Genomic DNA, 15,588 nt, shown 5'->3' with positions numbered 1-15,588 from the left:
CGCGCACGCCCTATCTCGCTCCGACAGATCGCATCGCAAGGCCGGGGGGGCTTGGCGGGCGGTGAACCCTTGAGAAAACGGGCACGAGAGAAAACGGGACTTCGCACCATGATCACACACACCGCCCTTTCCGGCGCCAGCGCGCTTGCGCTTGCCCTTGCCATCGCCCTGCCCGCTTCGGCGCATGAGGATGACGGCACGATCGAAACGCTGATCGATAAGGAGGCAGGGGAAAGCGCCGAGACCGAGGCGCCCACCATGAGCTTCGGCGAATGGGGCGTCGATCCCGAGCTGCTTTCGGACGAGATCGATCCGGGCGACGATTTCTTCGCCTACGTCAACCAGGAATGGCTCGATGCGAACCCGCTGCCGGCGGAATACAGCCGTTTCGGCGCGTTCACCCTGCTTGGTGAGAAGTCCACCAGCGACGTCAAGGCGCTGATGGACGAGCTCACGGCCAAGCCGCGCGCGGAACTGTCCGCCAACGAACGCCGGATCGTCGATGCCTATGAAACCCATCTCGACACCGCCGCGATCGATGCCGCCGGGCTCGACCCGGCGCGGCCTTATCTGAACGAGATTTTCGCCGCGACCTCGCTCGATCGGCTGGCGATGATCTGGGCTCGTCCCGGGATTGCCAGCCCGGTCGGAGGCTTCGTCGGCGTCGATGCCAAGCAGCCCGACCGCTATGTCGCGCAGATCGGCATTGGCGGTCTGGGCCTGCCCGACCGCGACTATTACCTCGACGAGAGCGAGGAAGGCCGCGAAATCCAGCGCAAGTATCGCGACTATCTCGCCTTCCTGCTGGGCGAGGCGGGCTATTCCGACCCCGAAACCGCCGCGGCCGCGGTCTACGCCTTCGAGGATCGGCTCGCCCGCGAAGTGATGTGGGACCGCACCGCGCGCCGCAATCGCGACCTCACCTACAACCGCGTCTCGGCGGACGAGATGGCGGCGCTGGCGGGGCCGCTGCCCGTCACCGCGATGATCGAGGCGATGGGCCTGTCGCAATCGCCGACCTTTGTCGTCAGCATGATGCCGCCGACCGACGAGGAGATCGAGGAACTCGGTCTCAATGCCGAGACGCTGGCGAAGATCGGCACCGGCCTGCCCGGCATGTTCGAGGTCCTCGGCCAGACCCCGGTCGCGACGCTGCAGGCGTGGACCGTCAAGGAAATGCTGTCGGACAATGCCGACATCCTGCCGACCCGCTTCGACGAGGCGACTTTCGCCTTCTACGGCAAGACCCTGCGCGGCACGCCCGAGCAGCGCCCGCGCTGGAAGCGTTCAATCGATGCTGCCGAGGGGATGCTGGGCGAGCTGATCGGCAAGTCCTATGTCGAGCGCTACTTCCCGCCGGAGAACAAGGCGGCGATGGAGGAGCTGGTCGCCAATCTGCGCAAGGCCGTCGCCGTCTCGATCGGGGAGATCGAATGGATGGGCGAGGAGACGAAGACCCAGGCGCTCGAAAAGCTGGCGAGCTTCGATCCCAAGATCGGCTATCGCGACAACCTTGAAACCTATGACGGGCTCGTCATCACGCGCGGCAACCCGATCGCCAATGCCATGGCCGCGGCGCAATGGGCGCGGGCGGACAATGTCGCCAAGCTCGGCCAGCCGATCGACCGGACCGAATGGTTCATGCTGCCCCAGACGGTGAACGCCTATTACAATCCGACCAAGAACGAGATCGTCTTCCCCGCCGCTATCCTGCAGCAGCCCTTCTTCGGGATGAGCGCGGACCCGGCGGTGAATTACGGCGCGATCGGCGGCGTCATCGGGCACGAGATCGGCCATGGCTTCGACGATCAGGGTTCGAAATACTACGCCACCGGCAAGCTGCGCAATTGGTGGACCGACGAGGACCGCGCCAATTTCGATGCCAGGACCGACGCGCTGGTCGCGCAATACGATGCGTTCTGCCCGTTCGACGAGGGCAAGACCTGCGTCAACGGCCGCTTCACCCTGGGCGAGAATATCGGCGATCTGGGCGGGCTATCCCTCGCCTACCGCGCGTACAGGATCGCGACCGAGGGCAAGGACGTGCCGGTGATCGACGGGCTGACCGGCGACCAGCGCTTCTTCCTCGCCTGGGCGCAGGTGTGGCGTTCGATGCAGCGCGAGGAAAACTATCGCCAGCGCCTGCGCACCGACCCGCACAGCCCGGAGGAATACCGGGTCAACGGCGTCGTCAGGAATCTCGACGAATGGTACGAAGCCTTCGGCGTGACCGAGGACGACGCGCTGTACATCCCCCCCGAAGAGCGCGTGCGCATTTGGTGAGGCAGCCCATCCGGGCTGCCATGTCCTCGCTCACGCGACCTGAAGGTCGCATCGCTGCGGGCGGCCGCTCGGCCTTGCGGTCGCTGAAGCGAGCGTACTTCGCGATGACGGCGGCGTAACCGCGCTGGTCCGACGCCGCAGGCGTCGTAAGCGCGACCGTGCGCCCGCAGCCCCCAAGGGATGAGGAAATCGCAGGCCCGGATGGACCTCGAGCAAAAAGAATTGACTTGGCATCGGCAGATGCCAAGGCCCGGGCCATGACATTCTTCCAGATGCTTCTGATCGCGGTGGTGCAGGGGATCACCGAATTCCTGCCGATCTCCTCGTCCGGACACCTTATCCTGATCCCGTTCCTGACCGATTTCCCCGACCAGGGCCCGATGATAGACATCGCGGTCCATGTCGGCTCGCTGCTCGCGATCATCGTCTATTTCTTCAAGGATGTCGCCGGTCTCGCGCGGGGCGGTTTCGCCACCATCGGCATCGGCAAGGCGCCCGAGCAGCGGCGGCTGTTCTGGTGGATCCTGCTCGGCACGATCCCCGCCGTGATCTTCGGGCTGGCGATCAAGCTCGGCTTTCTCAACGGCGTGGTGAGCGCGACCTTCGGCATCCGGATCGTCGAGGACGACCTGCTCGCCTCGATCCGCTTCACCGATCTGATTGCCACAAACCTGATCGTCTACGGCATCCTGCTCGGCCTTGCCGACCGTTTCGGGCGGCAGGAAAAGACGTTCGAACAGATGACCTGGCGCGACGGGCTGATCGTCGGCTGCGCGCAGGCGCTGGCGCTGATCCCGGGAACGAGCCGGTCGGGCGTCACGATGACGGCGGCGCGGCTGCTGGGCTATGGCCGGTTCGAGGCGGCTCGCTTTTCCTTCCTGCTGTCGATCCCGGCGGTCGCGGGGGCAGGCGTGCTGATCGTGCCCGACCTCCTCGAAGCGGACAGTGCGCTGCTGATGGATGCGATCGTGACTGGCACGCTGACCTTTATCGCGGCCTTCGCGACGATGGCATTCCTGATGAATTTCCTGAAGCGCGCCTCGATGATGGTCTTCGTCGTCTACCGTGTCCTGATGGGCACGGCGCTGTTCTATTTCTTCTGAGGAGCGCATCGGCGCAGCCAGCGGGGGAACCGATTGCGCTCCATGCGTGTTTTGCAATCATAGTGCCCTTCGAAGGGGTCGCATTTCCAATCGAGACAAAGGCAATAATTTTGCGATGGCTTTACTGGTGTTGATTGTATTGGGGACGACGCTGGGCTGGCTATCCTCGATCATCGCCCGCACCGAGGAGCCGGGCGAGATCCTGCGCCAGGCCGCTGCCGGCCTGCTGGTCGCGCTGATTTCGGGCCTGCTCGTCAATGGCGGGGTGGTCTTGGGCGGGCTCTCGCTCGTCGCGCTCGGCGTGGCTCTTGCCGCGACGGTCGGGGCGCTGGTGCTCTACCACGCGGTGATCCGCCGGCAGGTCGGCGCCTGAGCGCCCTAGACCGGTTTCGCCCCGCTTCCGCGTCCGCCGCGCAGGTGGTATTCCTGGCTGCCCCGGTTCACGACATTGTCGACATCGATCACCGCTGAATTGGCGTAGGTGAAGCCGGGCGCGAGATTGCGGTAGAGCCGGTCGAAATCGCGCTCCACCGTCTGGCGGTAGAGGTCCTCGAAACTCTCGATCACGAAATAGGTCGGCTGCAGGTCGCTGATGACGTAATCGGTGCGCATCACCCGGTCGACATTGAGCATGATGCGGTTGGGGCTTTCCGCCTCCACCGCAAAGCGCGCCTCGGTCGGGCCGGAGAGGATGCCCGCACCGTAGGCGCGAATGCCCGCTTCTTCCTCGATCAGGCCGAATTCGACCGTGTACCAGTAGAGCGCGCCCAGCGCCTTCAGCCGGTTGTAGCGCATCGCCTTCCACCCGGCGCGGCCATATTCCTGCATGTAAGCGGCATAGACCGGATCGGTCAGCATCGGCACATGGCCGAAGACGTCGTGAAAGACGTCGGGTTCCTGGATGTAGTCGAAGGTCTCTCGCGTGCGGATGAAATTGCCCGCGGGAAAGCGCCGGTTGGCGAGGTGCCAGAAAAACACGTGATCGGGGATGAGCATCGGCACTGGCACGACGCTCCAGCCCGTCAGCGCGCCCAGTTCCTCGGACAGCCGGGCGAATTCGGGCACGCCGCCGCGACCGAGATCGAGCTTGTCGAGCCCCGCCATGAAAGCGCTCGCCGCGCGGCCGGGCAGAATTTCCATCTGGCGCGCGAACAGGTCGTTCCAGACCGCATGATCCTCGCTGCCGTAAGCGGTCTGCTCCTTTTCAAGCCAGTCCTCGCCGACATGCGACGGGCGGGTGAGCGGAGCGGTAAAGACATCTCCCGACATTTCGGGCAGCTTGGTGAAATCGGGCTCGGTATCAGCAAGGGTGGCCATGTGGTTGCATCTGATACCAATCACCCGGGCGTGCAAGGGCAAAGAGGCGAAAGGGGCGCGTATGGCGGACAGGCTGAAGGGCAAGGAATATCGCAGGGCGCTGGAGCCGCTGACCGCGGAACTGGTCGGCATGGCGCGCTGGGCGAAAGCGACGGGGGCACGGATCGTGGTCCTGTTCGAGGGCCGCGACACGGCGGGCAAGGGCGGCGCCATCCGGGCCGTGCGCGACCGGCTCGACCCGCGCCAGTGCCGCACCGTGGCGCTGTCGAAACCGAGCGAGGACGAGCGCACGCAATGGTATTTCCAGCGCTATGTCGCTCACCTGCCAAGCGCGGGCGAGATCATCCTGTTCGACCGGTCATGGTACAACCGCGCCGGGGTCGAAAAGGTGATGGGCTATGCCGACGAGGAACAGGTCGCCCATTTCCTGCGGCAGGTTCCCGATTTCGAGCGTCTGCTGGTCGATGACGGCATATTGCTGTTCAAATACTGGCTGGCGACCGATCAGGACCGGCAGGAAGATCGCCTGCGCGAACGGCTCGAAGACCCGCTCAAGCGCTGGAAGCTGTCGCCGGTCGATCTGGCCGCGCGGGAGAAATACGATGCCTACACCCATGCGCGCGAGAACATGCTGCGCGAGACCCACACCCGCCACGCCCCTTGGACGCTGGTCGATTTCAACGACCAGAAGCGCGGGCGGCTGACGCTGATCCGCAACCTGCTCGACCGCCTGCCCGATACCCATGTCGAGCCCGCGCCGATCGCCTTTCCCGAGCTCGGACGGGAGCCGAAAGCGGAAAGTTACGAGGTGCTTGCGCCGATCGCGCCCTACGCCACCGACGTCGACGGGGCGCGCGATTGACAGGGCGGGCTGTTTGATATAAATATGATATCTTAGTTATATCAGAGAGGGGAAGCGACGTGGTTGAACGCGTGAATTCGATGGCTGCCAGCAGCGAACGCAAGGGCAGCGCCTCCAACGGCTATGTGATGCTGGTCCTGATGCTGGCTTTGCTGCTCGTGCCCGCGCTGGTGTACATCGCGCTTGGCGAGGGGGAGCCGACGCTCATTGCGGCAATCGCGGGCGTGGTGGTGATCCTTTTCATCCTCACTGGCTTCTTCATGATCCAGCCCAACCAGGCGGTCGTGCTCACCCTGTTCGGAGAATATCGCGGGACGGTGCGCAAGGACGGGCTGCACTGGGTGTGGCCGTGGTTCGGCAAGGAAAAGGTCTCCGTGCGCGCCCACAACATTCATTCCGAACGGGTCAAGATCAACGATCTGCGCGGCAATCCGATCGAAATCGCCTGCAACGTCGTCTGGCGCGTCGCCGACACGGCGCAGGCCGTGTTCGATGTCGACGACTACAAGGAATTCACCAATATCCAGATCGAGGCGGGCCTGCGCACGGTCGGATCGCGCCATCCCTATGACGACATGTCCGACGATGACGAAACGACCCTGCGCGGCAGCGGCGACGTGGTGAACCGCGAACTGATCGTCGAACTCAACGAAAGGCTCCAGGTTGCCGGGATCACGGTGGACGAGGCGGGCCTTACCCACCTCGCCTATGCGCCCGAAATCGCCGGGGCGATGCTGCGCCGCCAGCAGGCCGATGCCGTCATTTCCGCCCGGCGCAAGGTCGTGATCGGCGCGGTCGGCATGGTCGAGGACGCGCTCCAGAAACTGAGCCATGACGGCATCGTCGAACTCGACGAGGAACGGCGCGCCGCGATGGTCTCGAACCTGCTGGTCGTCCTGTGCGGCGACCGCGAGGCTCAGCCCGTCGTGAACACCGGGACGCTCTACCAGTAATCCGTGACCCAAGGAGGCAGCCATGGCTGCACCCTCAGCGAAAAAGGCCTTCGCCCTCAGGCTCGACCCGGAGGTGCACAAGGCCATAGAGCGCCTCGCCGCGGCGGAACTGAGATCGGCCAATGCCGAGATCGAGATGCTGCTGCGCGAGGCTCTTTCCGCGCGCGGGATCGAGGTCAAGCGCACGCCGCCGCCGCGCCGCGGCAGGCCGCCCAAGGCGGAGTGACGTCAGACCGCCGCCGAGGCGCTCATGACCTGCCGCCCGTCCGCCGCAAAGGCGCCGAGATCATGGCCGTCCTCGCCTTGACGCATGGCAAGGTGGAGGAGATCGCCCGCAATGGCAGGTGAACGCCCGCGAAAGGCGAAGGTCCGCAGCGCGTTCGCACCCAGCTCGCGCGCGGCCAGCTGCAACAGCAGGCTTGCGGTCAACGGGCCGTGGACGACGAGCCCGCGATAACGCTCGACCCCGCGCGCATAGGGCGCGTCGTAATGGATGCGGTGGGTGTTGAAGGTCAGCGCCGAATAGCGGAACAGCAGCCGCGGGTCCGGAGTAAGCGCGGTGTGCGCGTCCCATGCGGCCTTGTCGAAGCGCGCCTCGCCCGGCTCCGGAGGCCCGAGCGGCGCGTCGGGCGGGGCGGCCTCGCGATAGACCAGCGTCTGCGTCTCGATAACCGATAGCGTGCCGTTGGCGTTGGTTTCATGCGCGACGTCGACGAAGGCGAGCGGGCCGCTCGAGCCTTCCTTCCGCCTGATCGAGACGACCCGGCTGACGCGCTCGATAGCGGCGCCGACAATCAGAGGCGCGCGGAATTCGATGGCGCTCGAGGCCCACATCCGCCGCTCCATCGGGAAGGGCGGCAGGAAACTTGCCGGGGTCTCGTCGCGTGCCGGGTGGCCATCCTTGCCCAGCATGGCGGTCGGGGCCTCGGGCGTGCACAGGCAGAAATGGATGCCCTGCGGCATCAGCTTGCTCTCGGGCGCGCCGAGGTCGAAGGTTGCATGGAAACGCGCCGCGAGCGCCGGGGTCAGCGTGTCGCGCGCCCTTTGCTCGCGCCCGATCCAGGCGTCGTAATTCACGCCGAATTCCTCATTGGGCGTTCTCGAACACCGCGGCGATGCCCTGACCCCCGCCGATGCACATGGTCTCAAGCCCATAGCGCACATCCCGGCGCTTCATCTCGTGCGCCATGTCTGCAAGGATGCGCCCGCCGGTCGCGCCGATCGGGTGGCCGAGGCTGATGCCCGAGCCATTGACATTGAGGATCTCGCGGCGGCTGTCGTCCTCGCTCCAGCCCCAGCCCTTGAGCACGGCGAGCACCTGCGGAGCGAAGGCTTCGTTGAGCTCGACAAGGCCGATATCGGCCCAGCTGTAGCCCCGGCGCGCGAAAAGGCGCTCGACCGCCGGGACAGGGCCGATCCCCATGCGCGAAGGATCGCAGCCCGCCGCTGCCCAGCCGCCGAACCACAGCATGGGTTCGAGGCCGAGTTCCTCGAGCTTGTCCTCCGCGACGACGAGGCAGGCTGCGGCCGCGTCGTTCTGCTGGCTGGCATTGCCCGCCGTCACGATCGCTTGTGCGTCGCGCCTGCCGTCGATGGCGCGCAGGGCGCCCAGCGTCTCCATCGAGGCATCGGGGCGGAAGCCCTCGTCCTTTGCGAAAAGCACCGGATCGCCCTTGCGCTGCGGCACGTCCACCGGGACCAGTTGTGCGTCGAACCGGCCCTCGTCCCACGCCCTCGCCGCGTTCAGGTGCGAGCGCACGGCGTATGCGTCGGCCTGTTCGCGGGTGATGCCGTAATCCTTGGCGAGGTTTTCGGCGGTCTCGATCATTCCGCTGATGACGCCGAAGCGTTCGATCGGCTGGCTGCGCACCCGCCCGCGCGACAGCCGGTCATGCAGCGTGATGTCGCCCATCCGCGCCCCGCCGCGGCCCTGCAGGGTGTAATGCTCGACATTGGACATGGATTCGACGCCGCCCGCGACGACCATGTCGGCCATGCCGGTCTCGACCATCATCGCCGCGGTCGCGATCGCCTGAACGCCCGACCCGCAGCGTCTATCGAGCTGGAAGCCCGGCACTTCGAGCGGGAGATCGGCGGCGAGCCACGACCAGTGCCCGATCGCCGGGGCCTCGCCATTGCCGTAGCCCTGCGAGAAGACGACATCGTCGACCCGCGCGGGATCGATGCCCGAACGCTCGACCAATGCCTTGAGGATCACAGCGCCCAGTTGGCCCGCGTCCATGCTCGACAATCCGCCGAGGAACTTGCCCACGGGGGTGCGGAGCGGGGTGCAGATGGCGGCTCTTCTGGTCATTCAGCGATCCTTGTCCGAAAGGGCGACGGTCCCGGCATCGACAAGCTTGCCGATCGCGCCGCTCGATAGGCCGAGCCGTTCGGCGAGCACTTCTTCCGAATGCTGGCCGAGGTAGGGCGCGGGGGCGGGGTCGCCCGGCTCCCGCGCGGGCAGGTTGGCGAAGCTGCGGGTGGCGGGATATTCGAAACCCGAAGGGTTGGCGGGCGATGGCCCGAACAACGGGTTGTCCGCGACGAGGACCGGATCGTTCGCCGCTTCGTGCGCGGTGCGGTAACGTTCGAACGTGCAGCCATTCGCGGCCATGCGCGCTTCGAGGGCCTCGTAATCGTGGCTCCCCGCGACGCGCTGGAATAGGTCGAACAGGCGGTGGCGATGTTCGAAGCGCGGGCGGTCCCCATCGGCGAATTTCACCCCGACCTCGGCTTCAAGCTGTGCGATGGGCGTCTCCAGCCCGAAGGCTTCGACGAGGCCGTTCCATTGCTTGGGCGTAAGCGCGGCGACCATGAAGCGCTTGCCGTCCTTGCTGCGGAAATCGCGCCCGAACGCGCCCCAGATCGCATTGCCGAGCCGTTCGCGGTCAGCCTTGCGATAGAGCATTTCGGCCATCGTCCCCGAATTGGCGAGCGTGCCGATGGCAACGTCGCCGAGCGGAATGCGCACCTCGCTACCCTCGCCGGTGGCGTCACGGTGGCGCAGCGCCGCCATCAGAGCGAAGGCCGAGTAGGCACCAGTGATGAAGTCCCACGCGGGCAGGACTTGGTTCACCGGAGGCGCGGTTTCCATCTCCCACTCTTCGGGCCCGCACATCAGCGGGTAGCCCGAGGCCGCGTTGACGGTGAAATCCATCGCCTGGCGCCCGTCATGCCAGCCCATGATCCTGACCGAGACGAGTTCGGGCGCTTCGGCGGGTTGCTTCGCCTTCACCGTATCGTGGCCGAGAAAGCTCTTTTCCGGCAGGTTGGTGATCATCTGCCCGGTCCTCGCCGCAAGCTCGACGCACAGCTCGCGCCCCTCGCCGCTGCGCAGGTCCAATGCCACCGATTTCTTCGCCCGGTTGAGATTCTCCCAAGAGAGCGAGCGGCCTTCCTTGGTCAGCATGTAGCGGTCGTAATCGAGCCCGCCCGCCGTGTGGTCGACGCGGATCACCTCCGCGCCCAGCTGCGCGCAATAGAGACCGGCGGTCGGGCTGGCGACGAAGCTCGAGACTTCGATGATCGAAAGGTCGCTCAGCAGGTTGTACAAGTGTGATCCCCCGAAAGCGGGGGCCGGGGCCGCCCGCAGGACATGTCCTTTCCGGCTTCCCGCCAGCGCGGGCGGGACCGGTCGTCAGCCGTGCACCTTCTCCCATTCGCGCAGCATGTGCTTGGCGATCTGGAGCTGGAGGATCTGCGTCGTGCCTTCGTAGATGCGGTAGATGCGTGCATCGCGATAGAACCGTTCCGCATCGTATTCGGCGAGATAGCCCGCCCCGCCATAGATCTGCACCACCCGGTCGACCACGCGGCCGCACATCTCGGAGGCGAAGACCTTGAAGGCGGCGGCCTTGGCGATGGTGTTCTCGCCCCGGTCGACGCGTTCGGTCACGTCCTTCATCATGCATTCGGCGGCGTAAATCTCGGTCTCGCTGTCGGCGAGCATCGCCTGAATAAGCTGGAAACGCGCGATCGGTTCGCCGAATGCCTTGCGTTCATTGGCATAGCGCAGCGCCGAATCGAGCGCGCGGCGGGCATAGGCGGTCGCTGCCGCGCCCACCGAAATGCGGCCATTGTCGAGGCTCTGCATGGCAAAGCGGAAGCCCTGTCCCGTCTCTCCGCCCAAGAGCGCATCGCCCGGCACCTTCACATCGTCGAGCATGATGTCGGAGATGTGGGAGCCTGCCTGCCCCATCTTTTTATCGGGCGATCCGGTCGAGATGCCGGGCGTATCCATCGGCACTATGAAGGCGGAAACATGCGCGTTCTTGGGCAGCGCCTCCTTTTCCGTGCGCGCCATGATCAGCGCGACATCGGCATGCGGAGCGTTGGTGATGTAGCGTTTCGATCCGTTCAGAATCCAGCCATTGCCGTCCGGGTCGGGCACGGCGGTCGTCTGCATCGCCGCGCTGTCGGAACCGGATCCCGGCTCGGTGAGGCCGAAGCAGGCGATCCTGCCCTCGATCAGCTTGGGATACCATTCTTGGCGCTGCGCCTCGGTCCCGCCGTTCTTCAGCGCGCTCGCGAACATGCCGATATTGATCGAGAAGATCGAGCGGAAGGCGGGCGCGGCGTAGCTCATGATATTGACGACACGCGCATATTGCCGGGTGTTGAGCCCCGCTCCGCCATATTCTTGCGGAACGGAGATGCCGAACAGGCCCATCTCGCGCATCTCGTTTAGAATGTCCTCGGGCACGCGGTCGTTTTCGATCACGTCCTTTTCCGCCGGGATCAGCCGTTCACGGACATAGCGCTGAAGCTGTTCGGCGAATTGCTCGAAAGTCTCCTCGTCCATTCCGGGATTGGTGCGGGCGGGGTTGGCAATAGGGGCATTCATGGGTCAGTCTCGATTGCTTGGATTGGTTCGGGCGCGCGGAAACTACGAAGCGGTTTCGGGCGCGGTTTCGGGGCCGGCTGCTTCCGGCGCCTGCGTCCCGGGGACGACCCCCTCGGGCAGGCGCTCGGCCTCCAGCATTTCGGCTGCTTGCTCGAGCGCCTGCGCCTCGCCCTCGCTCACGCCTGTCGGCGGCCCGCCCGCATCGCCGCTACAGGCGGTCAGAACCGGGCACACGGCAAGGGCGGCAAGCAGGAGCAGCGCGCGGGCGATGGCGGGTCTACTCGTTGTCGAGTTCGTCGCGGGCGGCGTCGGCGGTCGCCTCGGCGTCGCCCATCATCGCCTCGATCTCGGCGGCGGCGTCGACGGCGTTGTCGGCCGCCTGGTTGGCGGTCTGCTCGCTGACGGGGGCGGGGGTTTCCGCTTCCACCGGCTCGTCGATTCCGGGGTCCTCGACCGGCTCCTCCGTCACGTCGGCGAGCGCGTCCTCGGCCGGTTCCTCGACCGTGTCTGCCATCGCGTCCTCGGACGCGTTGTCGGTCCCCCCACACGCCGCAAGCGCGAGCGAAACGCCGGCGAGCGCGGCCAGCCTGGCGAACTTTTTCATCGGGTCATCCTCCTCCAAATGACGTGCCCGGGATGCCCGTAAACATGGGCGCCGGGACGGGCGCGCAAGGGTGTAGCCAAGGCGGGCGGCAAACGCCAAGCGCAAATCGGGACCGGGCGCATGGTTAGACGGCGATTAACCTCTCCCGGGTAAAGCCGCATGCATGACACGCACCCGCACGATCGCGCCGCCTGTGCGCCCCTCTCCCGTTGCCGTGGCTGCAGTCGCGGCGCTGGCGGTGCTGGCGATTCCCCTTGCCGCGCTCCTTGCGCAGGCGCCGTCAGGGCCTTTCACGGTGGAGGAGACCGGACGGTCCTATGCGAGCCTGCAACAGGCCGTCGACGCGATCGGCAATTCGCGCGGCACGATCACGATCGCGCCCGGGCGTTACGATCAGTGCGCGGTGCAGGATGCGGGCGTCGTCACCTACGCCGCGCGCGAATACGGCAAGGCGGTGCTCGAAGGGCGCGCCTGCGAAGGCAAGGCGGCGCTGGTCCTGCGCGGGACGGGCGCGGAAGTGCGCGGCCTCGTGCTGCGCGGGATTTACGTGGGCGACGGCAACGGGGCGGGAATCCGGCTCGAAAACGGCGCGCTCAACGTCGCCTTGACGACTTTTGCCGACAGCCAGCAGGGCCTGCTCACGGGCGTCGTCCCGAATGCGCGGATCTACATCACCCGATCGACCTTCACCCGGCTCGGCACCTGCGAAAATTCGGCCGGGTGCGCGCATTCGATCTATGTCGGCGACGTGCCCGAACTGACCGTGCGCGAAAGCCGGTTCGAGAAGGGGACGGGCGGCCATTACCTCAAGTCGCGCGCGGCCGTGAACGTGATCGAGAGCAATTCCTTCGACGATTCCGCCGGTAGCGCGACCAACTACATGATCGACCTGCCCGCAGGAACGCGCGGGCGGATCGCGGGCAACTGGTTCGTGCAGGGGCGCGACAAGGAGAATTATTCCGCCTTCATCGCATTGGGCGCGGAGGACCGGCTGCATCCCTCGTCCGGGCTGGAGATAACGGGCAACGAAGCGCGTTTCGTGCCGGGGCTCAAGCGGTCGAGCACCTTTTTCGCCGATTGGACGGGGGAGAAGGTTACGCTCTCCGACAACCGCCTCGCGGAGGGAATCAGGGATTACGACCGGCGCTAGCCGAAAGCGGGGGCATAGGAGACTTCGCCCCGCGGCAGGTCGCCTTCGATAAGAAGACATTGGAAATATTCGCTCGGCGGGCCGGGATAGGCAAGCTGCGGTTCGTGGGCAAAGCCGAAGCGTGCGTAATAGGCCGGTTCGCCCAGCAGCACGATGCCTCGCGCGCCGCGTTCGGCAATGTCGGCGATCCCCCGCCTTATGAGAGCGCTGCCCACGCCGCGATGGTGCAGGTCGGGCCGGACCGAAACAGGGGCAAGGCCGTACCAGTCCTTCGCTCCGTCGCTGATCGACACGCGCGAAAAGGCGATATGGCCGACGATCCCCGTCGCGACCTCAGCCACCAGCGAAAGCGCGAGGTCGCCGTCCCGGCGCAGGCGCTCGACGATGGCGGGTTCGCTGCCGTCGCTGTGCGGCACATCCCTGAAAGCCGCCGCGGTCAGGCGGTGTATCGCCTCTTCCTCTCCCGGCGCCTCGGGCCGGATCGCGATGGCGAGGTCGGGACCGCTCATGTCAGAAGATGGCCCGAACGGTCGCGCTTGGTCGCAAGATAGCGGGCATTGTGCGGGTTTTCGGGAAGCTGGTGCGCGACCCGTTCGGCGACCGTGATTCCCGCCGCCTCGAGCGCTGCGACCTTGGCCGGGTTGTTGGTGAGCAGCCGGATCGCGCCCGCCCCCAATAGGTCGAGCATCCGCGCCGCGGTCGGAAAATCGCGCGCCTCGTCGGGAAGGCCGAGGCGCTGGTTCGCCTCGACCGTGTCGAAGCCCTGGTCCTGGAGCCGGTAGGCGCGCAGCTTGTTGACGAGCCCGATCCCGCGCCCCTCCTGCCTCAGATAGAGCAATATGCCCCAACCGCTCCCCTCGCGCGCTTCGGTCGCCATGGCATGGAGAGCAGCGTCCAGTTGCGGCCCGCAATCGCATTTGAGGCTGCCGAGAATGTCGCCTGTCAGGCATTCCGAATGAAGCCGCACCAGCGGCGCTTTCTCGCCCGATTGTCGCCCGATGATCAGTGCGATATGCTCGCGCGTGTCGGCGGGCGATCGGAAGGCGACGATCTCGCAGGTCTCGCTCGCCGCGATCGGCAGGCGCGCGCGGGTGACGATGCGCAGCCGCGCCGCCTCGCTGTAGGCGGCGAGGTCTTGCGCGAGGAGCGGGTGCGGCTCGCCCGCGTCGCGCGGATCGACCATGAAGGCGGGCAGGATTCCCGCGACCCGGGCAAGCTCCATCGCCGTGCGCGCGGTCTCCTCCCATGCCAGCGGCTCGGCGCGGAAGGGGCCCTTGAGCGGATTGGCAAGGTCGAGCGCCGGGTCGGCGATGGGGGTCGCGTCGGCCAGCGTGAAGGGCTCGCCCCCGTGGATGAGGACCGGCGCATGCGGCACGGCGGCCTCGCGCTGGTTGGCGAGTTTCAGGGTGGCGGCGCGCGCGGCGGAAATCAGCAGGCGTCCGGAGGTCGCCTCGCTCGCTATGGCGGTCTCGATCGGCAGCAGCGTGACCGCATCGGGCGTTCCCGCCCCGAAAGCGAGCGGCCAGCCATGGCGCAGCGCGTCGACGGCCTGCGCCGCGCGGCGTTCGGGGGACGGCTGCCCAAGGCTCGACGGGGGATCACTCACACGTCGAACCCGGTGACGAGCGGGACGTGGTCGGATGGCTTCTCCCAGTTGCGCGCTTCCTCGAGCACACCGTGCGAGCGTGCCTGCGCGGCGAGCGCGGGAGACGCCCACATGTGATCGAGCCGCCGCCCGCGGTCGTTCTTCTTCCAGTCGGGCGAGCGATAGCTCCACCAGCTGTAATAGCGTTCGGGATGGGGCACGTGCTCGCGCCCGATATCGACCCAGCCATGGGCGTGGCGAAAGCGGTCCAGCGCCTCGACCTCGATCGGCGTGTGGCTGACGACCTTCAAAAGCTGCTTGTGGCTCCAGACATCGGATTCGAGCGGGGCGACGTTGAAATCGCCGACGATAAGCGTGGGCTTGTCCACGCTGTCCGCCCAGCGCGCCATGCGTTCGAGGAAGTCGAGCTTCTGGCCGAATTTCACGTTGACCTCGCGGTCGGGCACATCGCCGCCGGCCGGGACATAGACGTTTTCAAGAAACAGGTCGCGCCCGACCACCTCGATGCCGACATGGCGCGCCTCGCCATTGTCCTGCCAGTCGTGGCGGGTGATCTCGCGGATCGGCACGCGGCTGACGGTGGCGACACCGTGATAGCCCTTCTGCCCGCAGATCGCCTGGTGTTCATAGCCCATTTCCGCGAGCGCCTGTGCCGGGAACTGGTCCTCCTGGCACTTGATCTCCTGCAGGCACAGGATGTCGGGGGCGTGCTCGGCCAGATAACGTTGCACCAGCGGCAGGCGCAGGCGGACCGAATTGATGTTCCAGGTGGCGACAGACAGCATGGCTGGGGCACTTAAGCGCCGCGGCGGGCAAAATCCAGCCAGCGCGATCGCCCCGGGATGCACGCCGTCCCTTTACCGT

At 66.3% G+C, this 15,588-nt stretch carries 17 protein-coding genes; 7 read left to right on the top strand and 10 right to left on the bottom strand.

The annotated features are described in order from the left end of the window. Positions 1–108: 108 nt before the first annotated feature. The 3 genes from Ga0102493_RS14690 to Ga0102493_RS14680 all read left to right on the top strand — a co-directional run bounded on the left by Ga0102493_RS14690 (position 109) and on the right by Ga0102493_RS14680 (position 3,759). Entirely contained in the window at positions 109–2,283 is a 2,175-nt protein-coding gene (locus tag Ga0102493_RS14690; protein ID WP_034902366.1) for a M13 family metallopeptidase, read from the top strand. 257 nt (positions 2,284–2,540) lie between these two features. Continuing rightward, positions 2,541–3,386 (top strand): undecaprenyl-diphosphate phosphatase, encoded by an 846-nt coding sequence (locus tag Ga0102493_RS14685; RefSeq protein ID WP_034902363.1) that lies wholly within the window; start codon positions 2,541–2,543, stop codon positions 3,384–3,386. Between the two features lie 127 nt (positions 3,387–3,513). After that, positions 3,514–3,759 carry a hypothetical protein gene (locus Ga0102493_RS14680; protein ID WP_236922247.1) on the top strand — a complete coding sequence of 82 codons (246 nt, stop codon included), beginning with the start codon at positions 3,514–3,516 and terminating at the stop codon, positions 3,757–3,759. A 5-nt stretch (positions 3,760–3,764) separates the two neighbouring features. On the opposite strand, the gene phhA is transcribed toward Ga0102493_RS14680, so the two are convergent. Further along, positions 3,765–4,703, bottom strand: coding sequence for a phenylalanine 4-monooxygenase (gene phhA, locus Ga0102493_RS14675; protein WP_034902357.1), 939 nt, complete (start codon positions 4,701–4,703; stop codon positions 3,765–3,767). 61 nt (positions 4,704–4,764) lie between these two features. Between phhA and ppk2 the strand changes: the two genes are divergently transcribed. Genes ppk2 through Ga0102493_RS14660 form a run of 3 tightly spaced genes read left to right on the top strand, consistent with a single transcriptional unit; the run spans position 4,765 to position 6,744 of the window. Next, on the top strand, positions 4,765–5,565 hold the full coding sequence (gene ppk2, locus Ga0102493_RS14670) for a polyphosphate kinase 2 (RefSeq protein ID WP_034902354.1): 801 nt from the start codon (positions 4,765–4,767) through the stop codon (positions 5,563–5,565). Positions 5,566–5,624: 59 nt separating this feature from the next. After that, positions 5,625–6,518: an SPFH domain-containing protein gene (locus Ga0102493_RS14665; protein WP_418251644.1), complete on the top strand. Its 894-nt coding sequence runs from the start codon at positions 5,625–5,627 to the stop codon at positions 6,516–6,518. A 22-nt stretch (positions 6,519–6,540) separates the two neighbouring features. Further along, a complete protein-coding gene (locus Ga0102493_RS14660) occupies positions 6,541–6,744 on the top strand; it encodes a type II toxin-antitoxin system antitoxin (protein WP_034902351.1) in 204 nt (67 codons plus the stop codon). 2 nt (positions 6,745–6,746) lie between these two features. Here the strand turns inward: Ga0102493_RS14660 and Ga0102493_RS14655 are convergent, their stop codons facing one another. The 6 genes from Ga0102493_RS14655 to Ga0102493_RS14635 all read right to left on the bottom strand — a co-directional run bounded on the left by Ga0102493_RS14655 (position 6,747) and on the right by Ga0102493_RS14635 (position 11,968). After that, positions 6,747–7,595 carry an HTD2 family dehydratase gene (locus tag Ga0102493_RS14655; protein WP_034902348.1) on the bottom strand — a complete coding sequence of 283 codons (849 nt, stop codon included), beginning with the start codon at positions 7,593–7,595 and terminating at the stop codon, positions 6,747–6,749. Between the two features lie 10 nt (positions 7,596–7,605). Beyond that, a complete protein-coding gene (locus Ga0102493_RS14650) occupies positions 7,606–8,832 on the bottom strand; it encodes an acetyl-CoA C-acetyltransferase (RefSeq protein ID WP_034902345.1) in 1,227 nt (408 codons plus the stop codon). After that, positions 8,833–10,074: a CoA transferase gene (locus Ga0102493_RS14645; RefSeq protein WP_034902342.1), complete on the bottom strand. Its 1,242-nt coding sequence runs from the start codon at positions 10,072–10,074 to the stop codon at positions 8,833–8,835. An 84-nt stretch (positions 10,075–10,158) separates the two neighbouring features. Beyond that, positions 10,159–11,364 carry an acyl-CoA dehydrogenase family protein gene (locus tag Ga0102493_RS14640; RefSeq protein ID WP_051697785.1) on the bottom strand — a complete coding sequence of 402 codons (1,206 nt, stop codon included), beginning with the start codon at positions 11,362–11,364 and terminating at the stop codon, positions 10,159–10,161. 42 nt (positions 11,365–11,406) lie between these two features. After that, positions 11,407–11,544 (bottom strand): hypothetical protein, encoded by a 138-nt coding sequence (locus Ga0102493_RS16205; protein ID WP_161490078.1) that lies wholly within the window; start codon positions 11,542–11,544, stop codon positions 11,407–11,409. Between the two features lie 97 nt (positions 11,545–11,641). After that, on the bottom strand, positions 11,642–11,968 hold the full coding sequence (locus Ga0102493_RS14635; RefSeq protein WP_034902334.1) for a hypothetical protein: 327 nt from the start codon (positions 11,966–11,968) through the stop codon (positions 11,642–11,644). A 163-nt stretch (positions 11,969–12,131) separates the two neighbouring features. Between Ga0102493_RS14635 and Ga0102493_RS14630 the strand changes: the two genes are divergently transcribed. After that, complete coding sequence (locus Ga0102493_RS14630; protein WP_034902332.1) at positions 12,132–13,118, top strand: right-handed parallel beta-helix repeat-containing protein; 987 nt, start codon at positions 12,132–12,134, stop codon at positions 13,116–13,118. Here the strand turns inward: Ga0102493_RS14630 and Ga0102493_RS14625 are convergent. From Ga0102493_RS14625 to xth, 3 genes are read right to left on the bottom strand one after another with little or no spacing between them, the layout of a single operon-like run. Then, positions 13,115–13,627, bottom strand: a complete 513-nt coding sequence (locus tag Ga0102493_RS14625; RefSeq protein ID WP_034902328.1) for a GNAT family N-acetyltransferase — start codon at positions 13,625–13,627, stop codon at positions 13,115–13,117. The genes Ga0102493_RS14630 and Ga0102493_RS14625 overlap by 4 nt on opposite strands. Beyond that, on the bottom strand, positions 13,624–14,724 hold the full coding sequence (ribA, locus tag Ga0102493_RS14620; RefSeq protein ID WP_051697783.1) for a GTP cyclohydrolase II: 1,101 nt from the start codon (positions 14,722–14,724) through the stop codon (positions 13,624–13,626). The genes Ga0102493_RS14625 and ribA overlap by 4 nt, the downstream gene beginning before the upstream one ends. Then, positions 14,721–15,509: an exodeoxyribonuclease III gene (gene xth / locus Ga0102493_RS14615; protein WP_034902325.1), complete on the bottom strand. Its 789-nt coding sequence runs from the start codon at positions 15,507–15,509 to the stop codon at positions 14,721–14,723. Before xth ends, ribA begins: the two co-directional genes overlap by 4 nt. Positions 15,510–15,588: the final 79 nt, after the last annotated feature.

It is taken from the genome of Erythrobacter litoralis, assembly GCF_001719165.1.
In the GTDB taxonomy this organism is placed as follows: domain Bacteria; phylum Pseudomonadota; class Alphaproteobacteria; order Sphingomonadales; family Sphingomonadaceae; genus Erythrobacter; species Erythrobacter litoralis.
The sequence above is the reverse complement of the archived record's forward strand: the minus strand, read 5'-3'. Positions and strand labels throughout refer to the sequence as shown.